We start from the raw sequence: 21,846 nt of genomic DNA on the forward strand, positions 1-21,846 counted from the left end.
CTTGCAACATCTATTTTAAGAAATCATGCTTTAACTTAAACTCTTTTACAATTAACATTAAAAATTAGTTAAACAAAATCAAAAGTTTATTATAAATAACACATAAAAACAAAAATTGCATATTGTCAACAATATTCAATTTGGTTTTTTTGTTGTATGGTATGTTAAATTGTAATTAAAGGTTGAACAGCAATGAAATATAAAAAGAACATACTACTCACATCGCTCTTACTTGCGCTAAGTGCCTGTAACCAACAAGAAATCAAGGTTGAAAAACCAACCAATGAGCCTACAGAGGTTAATTCAGCAGATACATTAATGTATTTATTTGCTGATGCTGCACACACACAGCTAACCCCAGTTCAATACAAAAGTAATGCAGCCACTGTAAAGGCAGAAAACTCTGTATTAGATGTGACATTTCAATCTAAGAAAAATTCGTACGCTAGTATTGTTTTTTCACCGGAAAAACCTTGGGATTGGAGTGAATTTAGTGATTTTAATCTTGCCTTTGAATTGGCAAACCCAGGAACACACTCTGTACAAATCTATTTAGATATCTCCGATATTGACGGTGCTAACTATACGCGTAGCGTTAATGTGCCGGTAGGTGGATACAACACGTATTACGCAAAACTTGACGGCCACGACCTTGCAACGCCCGATGGCAAAGAAAATGTAGAACTTAACTTTACCTCAGGACTTCGTTCAAACCCTGATACATGGGAGTCTGATGAGGTACAGTTTATTTCTATGTGGGGTAAAAAAAATCTTAACTTAAAAGGCATCGCTAAAATAGCAATTAGCGTGCAAAGTACATTGCATGACAAAGAGCTGGCAATAAAATCTATTTCACTTCGTAAAAACCCTCAATTTAATACTGCTTTTTTAACCAAAATTGTTGATGAATTTGGCCAAAATGCCAAACAAGAATTTTCAGGGAAGGTACATTCAGAAGCCGAGCTATTGAGCGACAAAAAACAAGAAGCAGCACAGTTACTTTCTAAACGCCCTACTAATCGCTCACGCTTTGGTGGCTGGGCAGAAGGTCCAAAATTAGAAGCTACTGGTTATTTTAGAACGGCTAAATATAATGATAAATGGTCATTAGTCGACCCTGATGGCTATTTATACCTTGCAACCGGTATTGATATCATTCGACTTGCAAACTCAACCACACTAACTGGTTACGACTTTGATCAAGCATTATTGGCTAAACCAGCGGATGCAGGGGTAACACCTGAGGATTCAAAAGGGTTAAACCAAGTAAATAAAGAAGCGCTTAAAAGCCGCTTTGTAGCGTCACAAGTGCGTAAAAATTTATTTGAATGGCTACCTGATTATAATGAGCCTCTAGGTAAACATTTTGGCTATCGTAAAAGTGCGCATTCGGGTCCGTTAGAACACGGCGAAACATATAGCTTTTACGCAGCTAATTTAGAGCGTAAGTACGGACAAAATAATGCGGATTATATGCAAAAATGGCGTGAAGTGACTCTTGATAGAATGATCACATGGGGCTTTAGTTCACTGGGTAATTGGACTGATCCGAGTTATTACGATAATAAAAAAGTGCCCTACTTTGCCAATGGTTGGATTATAGGTGATTTTAAAACCGTATCAAGCGGAAGCGATTTTTGGGGAGCCATGCCGGATGTATTCGACCCTGAATTTACAGTGCGTGCTAACGAAACCGTTAGTGTTGTTGCAAAAGAAGTTAAAAATTCGCCTTGGGCAGTAGGCGTATTTATTGATAACGAAAAAAGCTTTGGCCGCCCTGATTCCGTTAAAAGCCATTATGGTATTGTTATTAATACCTTAGGCCGTGATGCTAAAACAGTGCCTACTAAAGCTGAATTTTCTCGTTTAATGAAAGAAAAATATACCGATGTCGCTAAGCTTAACAAAGTATGGCACTTAAACCTTGCCTCATGGGTTGAGTTTGACAAAGGTGTAACGGTTGATATTAAAAACGAAGAACAACTGAGTGATTTTGCTATTTTACTTACAGCCTATGCCGACAAGTATTTTAGTGTTGTAGATGCTGCTATGGATAAATACCTGCCAAATCATATGTATTTAGGTGCACGTTTTCCGGATTGGGGCATGCCAATCGAAGTGGTTAAAGCATCTGCTAAGTATGTAGATGTAATAAGCTTTAATGCATACAAAGAAGGCTTAAGAGAAGATAAATGGGCATTTTTATCACAATTTGATAAACCAGCAATTATTGGCGAATTTCATATTGGCGCATCTGACTCGGGTTTGTTTCACCCTGGGTTAATACATGCAGCTAACCAGCAAGACAGAGCAAAAATGTATACAGATTACATGAACTCAGTCATCGACAACCCTTACTTTATTGGCGCACATTGGTTTCAATATATCGACTCGCCAATTACTGGTAGAGCCTACGATGGCGAAAACTATAACGTTGGCTTTATTAGCGTTACAGATCGCCCCTATACTGAAATGGTTGAAGCAGCTAAAGCAATGAATGAGTCTATGTATGAACGACGTTTTAAAAAATAATCGTAAATACAGCCATTAATTGTACATTTATTGGTCTATTGTAATGTGTTGACAATAGACCATTCCACTTTTTTTATATACACTGAGATAAGTACATGATCTTGACTAAATTAACAAAGCTTATTAATTAATGTTAGGGTCAGATAAAGTTAATCAAATTTAGGAATAAATATGGCTGGTAACAGAGCAACTAAAATTTTATCTGTAAAAGATCAAATAGCTGAGCAATTACGCTCAGATATAATCTCTGGTGAAATGCCACCACAAACTAAGTTAAATGAAAAAGAGCTGGCAGAGCGATTTGGTCTTTCTCGCGGCCCTATTCGCGATGTAATATTACAGCTTACAAAAGAAGGTTTACTTATTTCTCGCAATAACTGTGGTGCGTCTGTAAATAGTGTTTTAGAGCCTAAATTACAACGCTTAATGATAAAACTTCGCCGTAGTATTGAAGAGTACGCAATCACTGAATTAAACGGTAATTTAACTGATCAAAACATTGCTGAACTAGAAGGCATTTTAGCATCTTTAGAAGACGCGCTCGATAGAGAAGATTATACCGAAGTAACTAAAATTGATATTTCGTTTCATCAGTATTTAATATACCAAGCTGGTGGCGAAGAACTTGTTAATATTTGGTACCCGTACGTAATGCGTATGCGCTTAAACTATAAGCGAATTACTTCAAGTTCTGAATGTGTAAACGAGCACCGCGCTATTTTAGAAGCACTTAAAGCTCAAGATAGCGCCGCAGCAGTTAAAGCAGTAAAACATAATATTAAGTAACGTACTTTCGAAGTCATTTTGATACTCCGCTATATAAACTAGCGGCTATGAAGTCATAAGGGCGTGTTGATCTTTGTAGATTGAAATTTTTTCAATCTAGGAGCCGATTTAATCGCGGCCCGAGATTTGTAGTCTAGTGGGCTACCGAGCAAAAGCTCCGCGTCCAGCTCACGCCCTTACCATCATCCACATCCATGTAGGTAAGAAAGAGTAAATCGCTCTCGTTTATATAAATTTCAGTTATAAAAAACTACCCTTTATTTATTACATTAAATGCATGAACACTCAATATCACTGAACGAGCTTTACACGCATTGAAACTGATGCGCTACGCCCTAAATTATCAACCACTCTTACGTCAAATTCGCCTACTTGCGGGTGCCAGAAAAAAGGCGTATCTCGCTCTACTTTACCAACAAAGCTGTTATCTACAAACCAATATAAAATACGTGAATCTGTATCTGTGATTGCGCTAAAAGGCAGGCCTTCTTGCTTCAACTTACTGGCTCTTATCGTGTAGCTAATTAAATTACTCGGGGATGTAATACTCGGTGCTGAGCCTCGTGTACTCGTGTCATTAATTAAGCATGAATCTAAATAAGGTGGAGGCTGGCGTTTAACAATGCCTGCTTGTTTAAATAATCTGACTAAGTCAGATGGCCAAAATTCATAAACTGCTTTTGTCGTTGTAGATTCATCATACTGACAAGCACGTAATCCAGATGCTTTATCAATATAAATTTCACGATGTACATCCGATACTTTAATTGGCGACTTACCTGGAATAAAAAGCCCTTTTTCTGTTTTAGGGCAATGCACATTAGGTAAATCACCTGTTGTTGAACAAATATCTACTTCTGTAATATTTAAACCACCTGGCTTTATATTGCCTTTGATTAAGCCGTAACTATCTAATGAACGTATTATTTCAAAAAATAAAGGCGCGGCTGCTTGTCGCCCAATAAAAGATGGGTGCCCTTCTCCTGAAAAATTACCAACCCATGTAGCTAAAACATACGGGCCAACAATACCTACTGACCATGCATCACGAAAAGCAAATGAAGTACCTGTTTTCCAATATACAGGGTAAGCTTGCCTTCTTTCTTTTTGAAATGAGATCTCATCAACTGCACTATTTTTACTTAGCATTTGTAAAGTCAGGTAGGCTGCCTCAGGGCTGATGAGTTGCTTGATATGTTTGTTTGGGTTGTTTGGGCTGTTTGGGTTGTTTTGGTTAATAACAGCGGCGTCTTTTTTTAATATAACTTCATCCTTATACACCCCTAAATTAGCTAACATGGCGTATAACTTAACGAGCTCTAGCATCGTTACTTCACTGCCGCCCAGCGCAAGCGCTAAACCATAAAACTCTTTAGGCTGAAGCTTTTTAACATCGGCTGCAACGAGTAAATCGTATAACCCCACTTTTTGTAAGCGATACATCAAATTAACGGCAGGCACATTACGGCTCAACACGAGCGATTCAGTGGCTGATATAGGGCCTAAAAACTGCTGATCGTAGTTCTCTGGTGTATATCCTCCAAAGCGTTTGGGGGCATCTTTTACAAGCGTTAATGGATGAATTAACCCTTCGTCTATAGCAAGCGCATAAATAAATGGTTTAAGGGTTGAACCTGGCGACCGTTTAGCTCTTACACCATTTACTTGACCGCTAATGTCATTATTAAAAAAATCCACAGAGCCTAATTCAGCAACTACTTCCATAGTTTTATAATTTAGTAAAATAGCAGACGTATTACTAAGCCCGTCTCTTTGCCTACGATTAATATAATTTTTTGCATGGCGCTGAAGTAAGTTTTGTAAATTAAGGTCTATCGACGTTTTATATTCTCCCGGCTTTAGGTGCGGGTACTCGCTTTGTAAATTATTAATAAAATGTGGGGCTTCAAAAGGTAAGTCTGAAGAGGCATATACCTTTATCGGTAATTGCATAGCTGCTAGCCAATATTTATCCTCTGGATATTTTTCAAGCCAACGAGTAAACAGTTTTTTTCTTGTTTCTAGCAATACCAATTTAGCCGACTTTTTAATGGGATTTCGTTTGGTTGGGTTTTGCGGAATTAAGCTAAGTAATAATGACTCAGGTAAATTAAGATCAATGGCTGGTTTCTTAAAGTAAATTAAACTGGCTGCACCAACACCTTCAATATTTGATCCATAAGGCGCTAAATTAAAATACGCCTCGAGTATTTGGTTTTTACTGTAGTGTCGCTCAATTTGTAACGCTCGAAGTATTTGTTCTACTTTTCCAAAAATAACATGCGTGTTCATCCCAAAGTGCAACCGGGCTACTTGCATTGTTATTGTTGAGGCACCAACTCGGTGACTTCTTTTAATATAGCTAGTATAAAACGCATTTATTAAAGCAATAAAATCGACACCAGTATGCTCATAAAAGTCTTGGTCTTCATACAATAAAGTCGCTTGTTGAACGCTCAAAGGGATTTTATCTATTGGCGTCCATAATCTATATCTATCGTCTGCGGCTAAATTTAAACGAAGTAATTTACCACTGCTATCGTAAAAAGCCGTTGAGTAAGCATTGGGCTGGGTAATATCAGGCTTTGGAGTAAATAAATACAACAGCACTGCAAGCAGTGCTGTTGTAAAAAAAGCCGTTTTTATTATAAAACTAAACTTTTTATTTAGCGGCGGTAACATCAAAACGACCCGATTTTGAGTGCGCTTTAATACTTAAATCATACATAGATTCAGCATAAGCCGATGGCACTACAAAGCTGCCAGATGCAGTAGCCTTAATCTTGTAAGTAAGCTCAGTCATGCTATCGCCAAAGCTGCCATACAATATAACGCGATCCTCTCGTATATCTTTATAATCAGAGGTCCAGCGATTATAGCTATTGCGAACGCTGTCTCTGAGTACTTCAAATCCACCAGGTAGTAAATCAATAACAGCAACATCCGAAATATTTTTACCCGTTGTACTACGCACTCGTAATACAACGTTTAGTTCTTGACCTTGAACAGCGGTGGTTATCACATTACCTTTATCGTCTTGGTATTCTCTGACAACTTCTAAGCCATTACTTAATGACTTTTGTGGCACGTTTGTATCAAAACCAGCTTGGCTCATCATGTAAAATGAGCGAGGTGGCGCTAATACATCTAGCGTTTTAACGTCATTTAAAAACGAGGCTTTAGGATAAGGTGCATAAGTTACGTCTAATGCCTTTTTATCTGCCTTTGTCGTTGTTGCCATTATTTTTACATCTTCAGGCTGGGCTTGTGATAACGCAACTTTTGAGTATGCCGTCATAGCAAGTACCGACCAAGCAGACGACAACGTGTTGTAGTCTCCTTCAAAAATAGGGTCTACTACAGTAAACAAATCATCTTTAGTTAACTGCTTTAAGCGAGCCGGAAAATGTTTTGATAATAAATAAATATACTGTCCGTCGTGAGCTAGACGAGAATCGTAAGCGCCCCAATTATCGTGTTGCGTATTTTGCCCAATTTTATAGCTATTGATCAGTGCTTGCGCTTTATCGCTTGCACGTAATAGCTGATAAGTTGCGCCCATAAACGCGGACGTTATATCTTGCTGCCATACTTTGCTATTACTCGCATTTACGCTTTTTTCTAAATCAGATAAGTAATTAGTTGTTACCTCACCTTGTCGTGTTAGCAAATAAATAGCATAAGCGCGGTTTCTGTCATTCGTCTCTAAAGATCCGCTCGCTATACTGCGCACACCTTCAAAACCACTGCTCCACATATCATAAGGTATTGCTACGCCCGCTTCTTTTGCATCTAATAAAAAATGCATAACATAAAGAGAAGAATAAATAGATGCACTAGCATTACCCGGCCATAACATAAATCTGCCATCAGGTAACTGACGTTGACGAAGGGTATCTATTAAGTTGTTTATACGCTCATGTTTATAAGATACATCGCCCATATAACTTGGGTGTTCTAAATAACTCAGCACCGGAAACACACTACTTACCACTTGCTCGGTACACATATGAGGAAAGTTATCTAAATAACTAATAAGACCATCAACAAGCGCTAACGGGCTTTGTGAAGCGGTAATATTATTTTGTGCTAAATTAGGATATAGCTGTCTCGAAACCGCTATTTCTTTTTTACCTGATTCACTAAAGCCACTTTCAAAACTACTAACAAATGCAACCGCAGGGCGCACACTTAACGTAGCCGTACGTTGGCTAACATTGTCACCCGACAGCGCAGTAAATGTAATTGATGCAGCGCCAAGCTTATCGAGCACTTTTACTCTAAACGTCAATGTGTCTTCTGATTTTTCATCAATATTTAGCGTTAGTTTTTTATCACTTATTATTTCAATGTTGCTTGAAGCAAGCGCTTCTACCGTAATTGGGAGTTGTTTACCTGAATCCTCAACGCCATTGGCAATACCAAGTACAATATCAAACTCATCGCCTGGTGCCGCTGTCGTTAATACATTAGGGCTTAATACAAAGGGCCCTTTTACAAGTGTTGTACTTTCTTTAACACCAACACCCTCGTCATTTACGGCAATCGCAATTACACGTACCTGACCTGCAAAAGTATCTGGAATAGTGAACGTATGTTTTTTCGTTTTAGCATCAGCCGATAAAATACCAGACCAAAATGCGACTGGTTTTTGTACCTTACGAGAAAACGGGTTAAGTTGCTTGCTCTTGCGGTTCATTGCCATTGAGTCAGCATAACCACCACCGGCAGCTGCAAGCTCTTGCACTAGCTTAAATTCAGGTAAAATAAGATCAACAATTTGCATAGTGCTAACTTCTAATGCACGTTTTTGTAAGAAGTGATTTAACGGCTTTGGCGTCCGATAATTCGCCACTTGTAAAATACCTTCATCTACAGCAAATAAAAGAACACGTGACGGTGATTTGGCACTATATGAAATGACTAAATCGTCACCTGGTTTTACTTTATCAGGTATGTTTACGTCAAAATCTATTGCGCGTTTACTACGATCAATCGCAAATGGTTTAACTGCGTAGCTTAATGGGCTTGTAAATATTTCTTTCGATTCAAGGCTTCGAACAAATGAAACATTAACATACGCATTGCCTTCTATTCCTTTAGGTAGCGTTATTGTTTGTATGCTACTTGTTGTTTTACTCTCAAACCATTTAAAAGCGTGTACTTTATTGGTTTCAATTGTAATTAAACCCGAGCCAACATAAGGCGCTACAATACTTATTTCAATTGTTTCGCCCGGTTTGTAATCCGGTTTATTTAATTTAACTTGCAGTTCAGCATTTTTTTCAAGCTTACCCGCTATGTTACCCGTACCGGTTACCGTAAACGATACTCTACTGACGGTATTCCCTTTGCCATCAACGAGTTCTACTAAGTAATCACCTGGCTCAGCAGTGGGTAATTCGTAGTCTGCGCCATCTTCTTTAATGTAAAACGGATTGCTTGATACCTGTTTGTTTTTTCTAACCGATTGGTACTTATAAGTGCCGTTATTTTGTTGCACCAACGTAGATACATATTGTTGTTCTATTAAATTTAGCGATAAATCATCACGCGCAACTTGCTCAGTTTCTGAATTAATATTAATAAATTTTACAACACGTTTTGACTCTTTTGATATGTAGCTTAAATCGCCATCGGCTTTATAACCAACTAATTGCTCAACTGGCGAAACAAGCACCGAGCTGCTTGCGCGAACACTTTTACCACCGCCTTCTTCATACCCTTGTACTGCAAAATTTAACTGATAAGTACCTGCCTCATAGCGGGTTAAGTCAATATCAAACTCTGCCTTGCCTTGTTCATCAGTTTTGGTTTCGGTTAATGATTCATTACTGTGTCTAATATTTTTCCCTTCACTGTGGGGATCAGAAAACACATAATCTTTGTATTCATTAAAGTAAAAACCAGCTGGAGATAAACGTAAATCAGCAGTAACACGTCTATTTTGAGCAGGTGTACCAAATAAGTTTTGAAGGCTCACCAATGCTTTAAATTTTGAGCTGTTTACCCACCCCTTTGCAGATGACTGAGAAAATTGACTGCTGATTTTCAATCTATCGGGTACAAACTCTTCAACTTTAAACTCAGTACTGCCTAATTGGTCGCGGCTATTATTATTTTTAATAAGCTGGACCGATACATAATACGTTCCGGTATTGGCGCTATTTTGTGTTTTAAAGTCAAAATCAAGCAATCCATACTTATCTAAGCTCACTCGTTTATTATAAACAGTTGTCCCTTTAGGATCGGTAATTATAAGTTCAAGCGGTATATCGCCCAGTTTTGCAAAATTTTGTTGCTTAACAATCGTGGCAAGTTTAACACTATCGCCTGGTCGATAAATTCCACGGTCAGAAAAAACAAACGCATCTATTTTATTACTACCACTGAGCCCAGAACTTACACCGCCGGTATCAAACCGAGAGTAGTTAACCATTCGAGCATAGCGATTATAAGGAATAAAAGACATGTCACTTTTAGTTTCGACTACAAAAGCAACGGGAGTTTGATCATCAGTAAACCACGTTGTGTTGTCGAAAAATGCGTGCCCCTCAGAATCTGTTTTAGCATTTAAAATAACTAATCCGTTTTTCCCCAATAACGACACCTTCGCTTTTGCTACCGGTTTTCCTGTTTCAATAGATTGGACAAATATATCGCGAGATCCATCTGCATTATTTTTTACCAAAATACCTAAATCAGTAATAAGAATAAGTCGTTTTTCTTGGGGTCCATATACGTAATTATCTTCTGTATTTAACGCTTGAGCATTTATAAAAAATAAGCCTAAACCAACTGACTCATTATACTTACTACTCAAATCAATAGATGAATAGACCGCTTTTTTAGGGTGCTCCGATTTTAAATTAACTTGTCTGGTAAAAATTGAACTTATGTTTTCTTCTGTAAAGTAATAATTATTAAATTCTGGATTAGAAATATCACCACTGGTTTGACTTATAAGGTGGTTAATTTGATTGGCTTCTACCCTACCTACTTTAACTTGAAGTGCGTTTACACCGCGGGTCAAAAATGACAATTTATGGTCACCATTTTTTGATAATATAGACCCTTTAGACATAATATTTACTTGTGTCGGATAAGCCGGCGTATCTAAAATAGTGTCGTATTTATTCACCATCGTAAACTCACCCGTCGACTTTAATCCCTTATCAATCGCGATATAAACTTGCTGGTTTTGAGGGGCGTCAAACGTAAAACTGTGTAACTTAGTTGTATCTTGCGCGGTAGGAATCGCATTTAACTTAACTTTTTGAGATTGCTTAAGCACTGCATCAGTAACTTCTCGTGGGCTACTGAAGTACTTATAGTTACCTTTTGAATCTTTAGTCGGTAATACGTAAGCAACCGTTTTACTAACCACATCTTGCGATGAAATATCATCTGTGAAGTCTAAAACAAGTGTTTGTTCGGGTTCCCCTTGCGTATTTTTTACCATCAACACATTGGCCGTATTTACTCTAAAAAAGCTATTTACACTTGGGATCAACACAGCGTCTTTGATCTCTACTGTTGTTTGAGAAGGACCCATAACCGGCTTTACACCGTTATTAATAACAAAATACAGATAGCTTTCGGTATCTTGAATACGTATTTGCTCTGAAGTAATGTAAATCTCTCGTTGATGCTTGTCGTAAGTAACATCAAATTTATATTGTGCGAGTTCGTTCTTGCCATCTTGCTCAAGTGATTGAGTCAGCTTTAAATTATTTTTTATGGTGTTTATATCTGTTGGGTGAGTCGCTTTTAATGTTGCAACCACCTTGTGACTTTTTTTAACGTTAGGGTCTTGATAAAAAGCGAGCGAGCTAAGTGTTAGTTCAAAATCGGGAGTTTTAAATACATGCTCATTATCACTTAGATGTATATCACTTTTAAAAATAGATGAATCAAAACGTACCTTATATTCTTGCCCTGCTGACCAATCTTGTTTTGGGATAAATTTAAGCTGGCTTTCACTATTCCAAGACCACTGTCCAATTAGCTCAGGCGTGACTTTTATACCTGTGGGAATCACTTTGCCAACAAGCGCAAGCTTTGCGACAGAGTAAGACACTGCATCCGTGTTTTCTACATCATCTAAAACGGGAGTAAAATCAATATAAAGCGGTTCAGGGTTTAAAACATCAGATAAAGTGGTAACAGCAGGTGTAGAGTGAGTTGTTTTGTAACTAATTGGCTGTGGTAAGGAAAGAAAAAAACAATAGCCTGCTATAATTAATATCAGCATTAGCACGGCGCTAAAAAATGCTGTTTTGCGCTCTTTAGCAAACCTAAGCACATTATTTATAGCAGTAATTAACCATTTCGGTTTATGCCAAATAATGACACCAAATATATTTAAAATAACAAAAAATGTGGTCAGTAAAACCCACACACTGCCAACTGTTTTTTCGGTTACATTTACGTTGCCAAGTAAGCTTGCAACCAAACTAAACAAACCCGTTCCTATGGCTGAAAAAACAATACTCATAAATAAGCTCGCTATTTTGGGAGCGAGTTTACTTTGTTTAAGATTAACCTCTTTTGGGTTAGCCTCTTTTGAATCGGTTTTTGTATTCACGTTCAAAATCCTTTTTCTTTATACTGCATATCAATAATTGAGAGAACTCATACTTATAATCTGATTATTTATATTCTTGTGGGACGAAACGGTAATGCCCCGTAATTTTAAAATCGAAAAGCATGTCGCTTTTTTCTGGTCCTCGACCAATATTATGAACAATTAATGGATTCCCTGTGTCTTTTGCTAACTCATTCACAACCATACCAATATGCGGCAAATTACCTGGCAGCATCCACGTTACAATGTCACCCGTTTTATAGTCGTTCGCGTTACTTGATTTAGTGAGCACTTGACCATGATTTTTAAAGTAAGCCTGTAAGTTTGGCACTCGGCGGTGATCTATATTTTTATCAGGTTTGGTTAAACCCCAAATACGCTTAGAGGGATATAGCTCAAAGCTTTTTAGCATGTCCTCATGCACAAGCTTTTGCAAATCAATACCTAAAAGTCGATATGATCGAATAACTACATCGGTACACACCCCTACATTAGCGGGCACATCGCCACCCGGATAAGTAATAGAGCGATAAGACCCATCGTAGGTAACGTTGTATGTTGTTCTTTCAAGCAGCGCTGCAACAATATCGTCATCAAACGATGCCGCATAGGCATTTACACTAAGTAAGCTCAGTAAAAAAACAGTAAAGCGTGTCATATGCAATCCTTTGAAAATGTTCATTAACTACAACGCTTGAACCACGTGTTCAGGCACGTTTATTTTCTTGCCATTATTTGTAAAGTGCTTATCAAGACCATACGCCATTACTTCAAGTGGCACAGCTGCATAACCAACCTGCTGAATTTCGGTTATGTAACGCAACATAAAAGCCTCGGCGCCAAGTTCACTCCATTGGGCTACGTGAACAAGTTCATGAAAATGCACAGCTAAATTATCAGCCACGTAAGGAAGCATGTAGTAAGTGTTTTTGTATGTAGTACCAGCCGCATCCATGTCAATAAAATCGCCTAGCCCCATTTCACGCAAAAAAGGAAAGTTAGGTTTGGGTATTTTATCGACAACAACGTAAAAGGCATTTTTTAAAAATTCAGTAGGATAAAACCCAGCAAACTCACTGGCAAATTTTTCACAGCTAATTCTTTGGTTTTTATATTTAATATTTGTTGCATCAATCCATTGTTCTATTTGTTCGAGCATGTCCATTCTCTTAATCATCAATGTTTACTGGCTTGACATTTCCCATTGCGATACAAGCCGATAAGTTAAATGATACCAAAACCAAGGCAAATAATCGAACTCCAAAACCTAAGAAGTGAACACATAATAGTCTCGAGTTGTAATTCATTCCTTATTTCATAGGTATGAGCATTAACTAATTCACACGAACAATCAGTGGGTGTAAGTAACGCTAATTAATAAAAAACTTATTTTAAATCGTGTAACCATTTTACTAATTTTTGAACATGTCCGCTCGAACATATAATTAGATGACAAGCTTGTATGTAACCCATTGAGTGCAGAACGTTTAGTGTTTCTGCAGATAGTTGTTGTAGTGTATCTGCGGCAATAGAATACAAGCCATTGTAGCCTTGTGTTTTGCCATTTGGTTGAGTGATGTTTAGCTGCACTGCTTCAATTAAATCGTGTTTTAGTAAGGTATTGATAAACGCGGTTGTGCGTTCGCCGCCGTTCATAAGCTTAATTAGCTGCTCACTCACATTAGTTAGATAAGCAGTTGGCTCTGAATTTTCATCAAATAATTGTACCCCTTCGCTATTACTTACTCTTGGGTGCTGCTCGTTAATTGTAACGGCTAACTGGGTTTGCTCACTATTATTTGAAAGCCTATTACCTACGCCTAGCTTAAATGGTTGTCGCTGAATGTGTAATGGCACGTAAGTAGCTTGCCAGATATCCTTTTGTAAAAATAGATTTTGTCCCTCATCAAAACCGGTTAAAGCAAACAGCTCAAATTGCCCAGTCTGATTATTTTTCATAAAATAGACTGGGTAGTCTAATGCAAGTTGAGAAAGCTCATCGGCAACAACCGGAATGTAGTTTATTGCCTCACCGTACTGTGCACCTCGCTCAGTTTTAATGCGAGTGTACTTATGTGTATTTTTATCGAGTAATACTGAGTTTGTCATAGTGTGTCGCTCTTATGTTTTAACTATATTTGCTGCATACCAAATTGATTAATTTGCACTAATAATTCTTTATTTGTAGGTAATTTATTAAGTAATTTTTGGGTGACTTGCTGGTTGTTATTGACAAGCGCAATGGCCTTTTTAAAATAACTTTCTGAGTTGCCATACAGTTCGCTTGAGCCTGTAAACCCCATGCCATACATCACATATTGATAGCTTGCTGCTGGAAACACTTCTTGTGAATGATCAAAGTGGTTATCGCTTGGTGTATGAAATTCCCAAAGTGATAAGTTATCTTTTAAGCTTTGTGGAATAGTATTTTGATGACAGTGCGCTTGCCAAAATGGGCTGTCGGTTCGTTTACTCAACATATAATGCAACTTTAAAAAGTCGATTATTCGCTCCCATCGGTAGCTAAATGTACGGTTAAAACGCTGCGCGGTTATATTCATTACATGCCTATTGGCCGGAAATTGCTGCGCAACAAAATTGGCTGATATTTCTACCAGTAATAAAGCGGAGGCTTCCAGTGGCTCTAAAAAACCAGCTGAGAGGCCTACTGCGACACAGTTTTTATGCCAAAATTTTTCACGATGCCCTGGTTCGAAACTAAGCTTTTTAACTTTGTATTCGCTTTGCTGATCTTTATTAATATTTAAGTAATCAAATAATTGCTGCTTAGCATCTTCATCACTAATGTGTTTACTAGAGTACACATGCCCTATTCCACGGCGTGTTTGTAATCCTATATCCCAAATCCAGCCCGATGTTTGTGCTGTAGATAAAGTATGCGAGCATATTGGTTCGTCATCTTTGTATGGCATGTGTATGGCAAGCGCACTATCAGCAAATAATACATCTTTACAAGATTTAAACCCCACCCCTAAGTTCTCACCTAGTAATAACGATTTAAAGCCACTGCAATCGATAAATAGATCCCCAGCTATCTCTATTTTATTATTAAGGCTAACGCTTTTAATATCGCCATTTGTGCAATTGTTTACACCGACGACAGTGCCTACAATGTGTTTAACATTAAGATTATCAATGCAGTGGTTTTTTAAAAATGTAGCGAATAAGCCTGCATCCAAGTGATAAGCATAATTTGCTATTGCACTAAATTCGGGTGTGGTGATTTGTTTGGGAGCTAATCCACTTTCGCATATTGACTGCTGCGCACTTACATACTGGGCAAAAGGAAGTTTTGGCTCGTTTTTAGTTAGCCAACTAGTAGCTAAGTTATGTTCATACATCCCTGTTGGTAGTTCAAGCGGGTGATAGTAATAGTCGTCTTCTTCACCTGTAATCCATTTGGCAAACTTGGCGCCTTGTTTAAACGACACATTACACTTTTGAATAAACTCACTCTCACGTATTCCCATATCTTTAAGGGTTCTTCGCATAGTAGGCCACGTCCCCTCACCTACTCCCACTGTTGGAATATCAGATGACTCTATAAGCGTAATATTTATTTTTTTACTGTGATGCTTTTGTAAATAAGCTGCAATTATTCCTGCACTTAGCCATCCTGCTGTTCCACCGCCAACTATTACTATTGATTTAATATCATCGTTCATAGCAACCTCGTTAGTTAAAAGGCAAAAACGACAGCGCTGAGCTGTCGTTTTGTATTATTTGTCAAAAACTAACTTATCATTTACCATTTAGCACTTAAGCCAATGCTAAAGCGCGGACCATATTGCTCAGCAGATACTAATTGCTCTGTAAAACGACCATGGCGGCGTGTTGTTTCATTAGTTAAATTAAGTGCATCAAAGCTAACACCCAAGGTGTCGTTAATGGTGTAATTAAAACTAAAATCTAGCTGACCGTACGCCTCTGTAAATGTAGGCTCAGTTCCCAAAGACAGTAAGAAATCATCGCGCCAGTTATAGGCTAAACGAACTTGGTAATCATCGTTTTCGTAAAAGCCGACCAAATTACCTGAGTCGCTTAGTCCTGCTAGTGCAATTGTTTGGTCAAAATCATACGGTTTAAACGATTCATCGCTATTAACTATCGTATAATTAGCAACGACGCCAAAGCCTGTATCAGGCACCATGTACTGCGCATTTAATTCCCAACCATCTACTTCACGATTTTGAAGATTATCTGGCGTTGCAATATCAAATTTAACAATCGGGTCTGACGCTTGGCTTAAACATGCTGGGTTAGGTGTATCTGAACTATCAGGACAACCAGGGCGGGGGTTAACACTTGGATCGCGTAACGGCTCGCCATTTACATCATTTAGCGTACCTTGCACTACGCCTGCACCAATGAAGTTTTCAACAAACTTTTTAAAGTAACCAACCGATGCATAGCTTCCGTCGTCTCCATACCACTCAACTGAAAAATCAAAGTTATCTGACGTAATTGGCAATAAGTTAGGGTTACCTTGCGATGCATTAAACGGTCCTTCAGGACGGGCATTAATGGTAGTTGATGGGAACATACCACCAATACCTGCACGGGCTAATGTACGACTATATGAAAAACGAGTTTTAAAGCCGTCATCTAAGTCGGCGCTTATATCAAAGTTTGGTAATATACGTGTATAACCACCTTCAAGCTCCTGCGGTGTTGCTGTTGCAGCAAATACAGGGCGAAGTTCTTCAGCATGACGATAGTTAAAAGCAACAACCCCAGGCTTGACTGAATAACCTGTTACATCGGTGTCTTCGTAGCGCACACCGACATTCATATCAATTGGAATATCGTTAAATTCGGTTTTAAGATCAAATGATACATATATCGCGAGCGTTTGCTCCTCAACCCCATTTGTAGAAATATTTGGCTCAATAAATAATCCTTCATCTCTGACAATATCTACAAAATCGTTGGCACTGTAACGTGGAATAAATGGAAATAGCTGATCAGAACCTGAAAACTCATCAGCAAAGTCACCTTGTTCATCAAAGGTTAGCCCTAGGTTGTCTAGGGGAATATCGACAAATGAAAACTGCTCAGAAAGATAAGTATCAATTTGGTAATCGGTATACATTACACCAAAATTAATAGCGCTGAGTGCCCCACTCTTCAAATTCTCCCATTGTCCACTTGCATGATACTGCTTAATGGTATTTTTCATTTCATAGCCACGGCGCTGATATAAATCAGATACGATATTAGCAGGATCGTATGCACCGCCTGGCAATGTAGAGTCATCGACAGTAATACTCGGAATATCACCCGAAAAGTTAGCGCCAATTGATTTAACAGAACCCGGTACATTTTTTAAGTTAGCAATCGTTTCGGCAGTATCTCCATCAGGGTTTGAGTGCGATGTAGAGTTATGAGCGTCAAACGTAAGTTTCAATGAATCGCTGGCTTGCCACGCTAAGTTAAGGCCTAGTGAATCATTTTCTTTTTTTTCGTAGAGTTCCCACGCCCAAAAATTCAACTCATCATTTGCATTTTTAATATCAACTAACGTACCGTTGGCATCAGTTGTACCGGTTGGATTATCGAACCAAAATGCCATTTTATTGGTGTTACTAGTTTCTTCGAAGCGCGATAAAGTGTAATCCAGCGTAGCCGTTAAGTTATCACTTGGAGCATACTGTAAAACCAGCTGCGCATTTTGACGCTCGCGCTTAGTTTCAAATCGCTCCATTTCTGGCGTCCAAGGTACCCAATAAGTACCCGTTGGATTAGCTGTTGTATCAATTGCACTGCTATCTACTCCTGTGGGGTTAGCGCGATTACGTACCCAGCCTTGCGATGTACCTACGCGCTCTCGGCCACTTTCTCGCTCTGAATGCGACAGCGCAAGTAAAACACCAAATGTATCGTCTGCAAATGTTTGGCTAACCATTCCCGAAATTTCAGGTGTTAAATTAGAATCTTCAGAGCTGGTATCTAATATTCCTTTTGCATTAGCAAAGGCTTTAAAACCATCAAAATCAAACGGCTTTGCTGTATTTATATTAATGGTTGCGCCAATCCCTCCGGAGGCTACATTCGCTTTACCTGTTTTATAAACAGACACACCCGATACACTTTCTGCTGCTATTTCTCTAAAGTTAAAGCTGCGTGAAACACCCGCCTCTTGCAATACAGAGGAGTTAGGCATTTGGCGGCCATTTAAGGTGACAAGGTTAAAACCTGGACCAAAACCACGGACACTAACTTGGTTGCCTTCATTGTTTGCACGGTCGATTGATACACCACTAATACGTTGCAGCGATTCAGCTAGGTTAGTATCTGGTAACTTACCAATATCTTCAGCTGAAATAGCATCTACCACGCCCGATGAGTCTTGTTTTATTGACGCAGATTTACTTAATGCGCTTCTAATACCAGTTACTTGGATAACTTCAACATCACTTTGTACAGTTGTCTCGTTTTCCTGTGCGGCATAACTTACAGGAGACGTTATCAGCATTGCTGCGCAAATCGCATTTAATTTAAATTGTGTGTTAGTCATTTTTGCACCTAAATATTGTGTTTATTACGTGTAATCGTTGACGGATTATTTACGGGATGCTTATTGTTACCAAAATATTGTTAACAATTAACTTTACAATAAATTAGTTTAGCTAACTAAGTCAAACAAATTGACCATTTATTTTACAGTTAGCGTTGGTTTTTTATTCGATATTGTAAGCAAGCAGTAAAGTACTGAGACTTATGCATGATTGTTGAGCGGGTTGCTTCCTACAAAAGCGCCAGTTGGTATTAGCGCTCTAATAACGAGGTTATTTTTTGGGCGGTATTTTTAAGCTCGCTAATTACACTGTGTTTATTAGCGTGAGTGTTTAGGGTTGAGTCAAAAGAAGAAATGGTCAATGCAGCTATTAAATTTGCATTAGGCTTGCCAATTAAGACACTAAAATCGTGTACTCCGGCGATAAGTGGATTGCTTTGCATTATGTGCCCTTGCACTTTGATTGTGTTTAGCTCATTTAATAATGCTTTATAGGCGTCTTTACTAGCACTGTAAATTTCATCGTGTTCGATAAGCATTTGCCGCACTTCGTCATTACTGTTGGCTAAAAGCAGTTTACCCGCGCTTGAGCTACTAAGTGGAAATAAAGCCCCCTCTGCAATACTCAAATGCATAGGGCTTTTGCTACGCGCTTGCACTACCACCATAGCTTGGCTTTGATAAAGCATACTTAGATGACATGACTGTTCAATATTTACAGCTAGATCTTCCATATGTGGCAAGGCCGATTTTAGTACATTATCCATTGGTGAAATACTTCGCGATAAATTATACAACTTTAATGACAAATGATATCGACCAGAGGTTTCAGAGCGAATTAGATAACCGCGCTTTTCAAGCCCAACAAGTACTCTATAGACTTCGTTAGGTGTTTTTAAAATACCAGCCGCTATCTCACTTTGTGTACAAGGCCTTTTATTTTTTGCTAAAAATTCTAATATATCCAACCCCTTATCTAAAGCAGGAACTGCATATTTAGTTTTTGATTTATCGTTCATTTGTACTTATTTATGCCTTTTAAAATTGATAAACAATACGTTTGTTTATATATAAATTTAAAACTTTTTTTTAGTTTGAAATTTTCAATAATAATTTAAAATCAATAACTTAATAAAACAAAACCCATTCATATATGAATTCTATATTTTTATATAAATTACGCTTGACCTAAATGCTTAACCGAGCAATCATTGTTAACAATATACAACTGTAAGAGAAAATGGAAATATATTTATGTCACACACTTATTTAACACCACAACAAATAGCTGATTTTCACCGTGATGGTTATATTATTGTCAAAAATTACTACAGCGCTGATGAAATTGAGCTATTACAACAAACTGCTTTTAATGACGATACACTCTATGAGCGAGCATGGGACAAAAAAGACGCCGACGGCGCTGTAAGTAAAGTCTGTTTATGGCAAAAAACAGGCGACGATTTATACAGTATGTTTTCTCGCGGTCGTCGTTTAATTGAAGTATGCGAAACACTTATTGGCGAAGAGGTGTACCACACCAGCACTAAAATTATGATGAAAGAACCATTTGTAGGTGGCGCCTGGGAATGGCATCAAGATTTTGGCTACTGGCATCGTGATAACTACATGCTTTATCCAAAATCAATTAGCTGTATGGTCGCCATTAATAAAGCGACGCAAGAAAATGGTTGCTTGCAAGTACTTAAAGGCTCACATCATTTGGGACGATTAGATCACAGTAAAACGGGTGACCAAAAAGGCGCCTGTTTAGAGTTTGTAGAAGAAGCAATGAAGTACCATGAACTTATCAATGTAGAACTTGAACCAGGTGATGTACTGTTTTTCCACTGTAATTTACTGCATAAATCAAATCAAAACCGTGCTGCAGAACCTCGCTGGTCAATGATCAGTGCTTACAATGCGATTAGCAACCAACCATTTAAAGAAAACGAAGCTGTTTATTACCCTTTAAATCGCGTTAACGATGATGCTATTTTAAATTTTAAAGCAAAAGAACGCACTTAAAGTAACCTTCTAGCCTAAACCAGCTTATGCATTATAGCCCAATGCATAAGCTGGTTTTTTTATATGGAAAATTCTGTATGTTAACCTCAGAGCAAAAACACCTTATACCTCACGCTACTCCTAAAAATGACGAAGACCCGCACGGGAAAATAATTGGCCAAGGTCAATTTAAATACAAAATAGACGCCCACTGGGGGAAGTTAAACCCAAATAAATACCCTATAGAAAATTGTCATGCGATGGTGATGGACTCACAAGGAAGAATATTTATGATCACCGATAACACGACTAATAATATTTTAGTTTATAGCCAAAACGGTGAATTACTTGACGCTTTTGGAAGCTCTTTTCCTGGTGGACACGCTATAAAAATTGTAAAAGAAGGCGAGCAAGAATTTTTATACGTTGTAGATAGTGGCTGGATTGTTAATCGCCACTGGGATGGTCACAGCACAGAGCAATGGGATAGCCCTACTAACAATGTCATTCCACAGGCTGGCTTTATTTCCAAAATGACCTTAGATGGCAAACTGATTTACAGTATTGGCCATCCACAAACGTGCGGTGCTTATAAACCCGAGCAACCTTTTCGCCCTACTGATATTGCCATTGCCCCCAATGGGGACTTATACGTAACCGACGGTTATGGTAGCGACTTTTTACTGCATTATGATAAACAAGGCCGCTATATAAACCATTGGGGCGGTCACCATAATGATGACGAAAATTACAATTTACACAACACCCACGGTATTGAAGTAGACTTACGCGATCCATCAAATCCCACATTAATAGTAAGCTCTCGTTTTGAGCAATGTTTAAAAGTATTTTCGTTTGATGGTAAGTACCTTGATAGAATTAGCGCTAATGGGGCATATATTGGCGGTCCCGTGTTCAAAGGCGAACTATTTTATGCACCTGTTTGCTGGTCGCATATTGACAATAAAAATGCTGACGACTCTGGCTTTATTAGTATATTTGATAAAAATAACACGCTCATAGCTAATTTAGGAGCACCGCAACCCCAGTACAAAAATGGTGAACTACAGCCGATGCAAAGTAACGGGGACATTTTTAATCACGTGCATTGTATTTGCGTAGATCAAGACGACAACTTATATGTAGGCCAGTGGAACTCCTCTAAAACATACCCAATTAAATTAATAAAACAACCATGCTAAGTTTAACGCTCTGAGAATAGTGTTTATTTTTAATAATGAGTACCTTGTACTCATTATAAAGCATAAAACTCACAGGCTTAACAGCAAAAATACACCTAAAGCCATTCCTCGCATATTTAGTATTAGTTTATTTGTATTGTGTTAGGCAGTTGTAGCGATACAAATAAAAAACTGCGAAGCTATCATATAGATAA

General features: G+C 38.2%; 12 protein-coding genes. 4 read left to right on the forward strand and 8 right to left on the reverse strand.

Annotated elements, in window-relative coordinates:
- The first annotated feature begins 192 nt into the window (after positions 1 to 192).
- Entirely contained in the window at positions 193 to 2,532 is a 2,340-nt protein-coding gene (locus GQR55_RS00320; protein ID WP_166419031.1) for an agarase, read from the forward strand.
- A 171-nt stretch (positions 2,533 to 2,703) separates the two neighbouring features.
- Positions 2,704 to 3,318: a GntR family transcriptional regulator gene (locus GQR55_RS00325; RefSeq protein WP_149605600.1), complete on the forward strand. Its 615-nt coding sequence runs from the start codon at positions 2,704 to 2,706 to the stop codon at positions 3,316 to 3,318.
- 291 nt (positions 3,319 to 3,609) lie between these two features.
- Here GQR55_RS00325 and pbpC read toward each other — a convergent pair whose 3' ends face one another.
- From pbpC to GQR55_RS00365, 8 genes are all read right to left on the reverse strand, one after another.
- A complete protein-coding gene (gene pbpC / locus GQR55_RS00330) occupies positions 3,610 to 6,000 on the reverse strand; it encodes a penicillin-binding protein 1C (protein ID WP_166419032.1) in 2,391 nt (796 codons plus the stop codon).
- The gene (locus GQR55_RS00335; protein WP_166419033.1) at positions 5,981 to 11,905 is read right to left on the reverse strand and encodes an alpha-2-macroglobulin; all 5,925 of its coding nucleotides are present in this window, start codon (positions 11,903 to 11,905) and stop codon (positions 5,981 to 5,983) included. The genes pbpC and GQR55_RS00335 overlap by 20 nt, the downstream gene beginning before the upstream one ends.
- Before the next feature lie 64 nt (positions 11,906 to 11,969).
- A complete protein-coding gene (locus GQR55_RS00340; RefSeq protein WP_165740628.1) occupies positions 11,970 to 12,563 on the reverse strand; it encodes a DUF1287 domain-containing protein in 594 nt (197 codons plus the stop codon).
- 27 nt (positions 12,564 to 12,590) lie between these two features.
- A complete protein-coding gene (locus GQR55_RS00345; protein WP_206012000.1) occupies positions 12,591 to 13,070 on the reverse strand; it encodes a hypothetical protein in 480 nt (159 codons plus the stop codon).
- A 221-nt stretch (positions 13,071 to 13,291) separates the two neighbouring features.
- Positions 13,292 to 14,014, reverse strand: a complete 723-nt coding sequence (locus GQR55_RS00350; protein WP_166419035.1) for a SapC family protein — start codon at positions 14,012 to 14,014, stop codon at positions 13,292 to 13,294.
- Between the two features lie 23 nt (positions 14,015 to 14,037).
- The gene (locus GQR55_RS00355) at positions 14,038 to 15,591 is read right to left on the reverse strand and encodes a tryptophan halogenase family protein (RefSeq protein WP_166419036.1); all 1,554 of its coding nucleotides are present in this window, start codon (positions 15,589 to 15,591) and stop codon (positions 14,038 to 14,040) included.
- Between the two features lie 80 nt (positions 15,592 to 15,671).
- Entirely contained in the window at positions 15,672 to 18,443 is a 2,772-nt protein-coding gene (locus tag GQR55_RS00360) for a TonB-dependent receptor (RefSeq protein ID WP_166419037.1), read from the reverse strand.
- Positions 18,444 to 18,694: 251 nt separating this feature from the next.
- Positions 18,695 to 19,462, reverse strand: a complete 768-nt coding sequence (locus GQR55_RS00365) for an IclR family transcriptional regulator (protein ID WP_166419038.1) — start codon at positions 19,460 to 19,462, stop codon at positions 18,695 to 18,697.
- 235 nt (positions 19,463 to 19,697) lie between these two features.
- On the opposite strand from GQR55_RS00365, the gene GQR55_RS00370 reads away from it, so the two are divergent.
- Positions 19,698 to 20,471: a phytanoyl-CoA dioxygenase family protein gene (locus GQR55_RS00370; protein ID WP_007378079.1), complete on the forward strand. Its 774-nt coding sequence runs from the start codon at positions 19,698 to 19,700 to the stop codon at positions 20,469 to 20,471.
- A 77-nt stretch (positions 20,472 to 20,548) separates the two neighbouring features.
- Entirely contained in the window at positions 20,549 to 21,652 is a 1,104-nt protein-coding gene (locus tag GQR55_RS00375) for a hypothetical protein (protein WP_007586172.1), read from the forward strand.
- Positions 21,653 to 21,846: the final 194 nt, after the last annotated feature.

The organism is Pseudoalteromonas sp. Z1A8, assembly GCF_011378855.1.
Taxonomy (GTDB): Bacteria; Pseudomonadota; Gammaproteobacteria; order Enterobacterales; family Alteromonadaceae; genus Pseudoalteromonas.

Excerpts from the sequence above, each read along its gene's own strand:
- GQR55_RS00320 (WP_166419031.1), top strand. The coding sequence starts at position 193 with ATGAAATATAAAAAGAACATACTACTCACATCGCTCTTACTTGCGCTA.
- GQR55_RS00325 (WP_149605600.1), top strand. The coding sequence starts at position 2,704 with ATGGCTGGTAACAGAGCAACTAAAATTTTATCTGTAAAAGATCAAATA.
- pbpC (WP_166419032.1), bottom strand. The coding sequence starts at position 6,000 with ATGTTACCGCCGCTAAATAAAAAGTTTAGTTTTATAATAAAAACGGCT.
- GQR55_RS00340 (WP_165740628.1), bottom strand. The coding sequence starts at position 12,563 with ATGACACGCTTTACTGTTTTTTTACTGAGCTTACTTAGTGTAAATGCC.
- GQR55_RS00345 (WP_206012000.1), bottom strand. The coding sequence starts at position 13,070 with ATGGACATGCTCGAACAAATAGAACAATGGATTGATGCAACAAATATT.
- GQR55_RS00350 (WP_166419035.1), bottom strand. The coding sequence starts at position 14,014 with ATGACAAACTCAGTATTACTCGATAAAAATACACATAAGTACACTCGC.
- GQR55_RS00355 (WP_166419036.1), bottom strand. The coding sequence starts at position 15,591 with ATGAACGATGATATTAAATCAATAGTAATAGTTGGCGGTGGAACAGCA.
- GQR55_RS00360 (WP_166419037.1), bottom strand. The coding sequence starts at position 18,443 with ATGACTAACACACAATTTAAATTAAATGCGATTTGCGCAGCAATGCTG.
- GQR55_RS00365 (WP_166419038.1), bottom strand. The coding sequence starts at position 19,462 with ATGAACGATAAATCAAAAACTAAATATGCAGTTCCTGCTTTAGATAAG.
- GQR55_RS00370 (WP_007378079.1), top strand. The coding sequence starts at position 19,698 with ATGTCACACACTTATTTAACACCACAACAAATAGCTGATTTTCACCGT.
- GQR55_RS00375 (WP_007586172.1), top strand. The coding sequence starts at position 20,549 with ATGTTAACCTCAGAGCAAAAACACCTTATACCTCACGCTACTCCTAAA.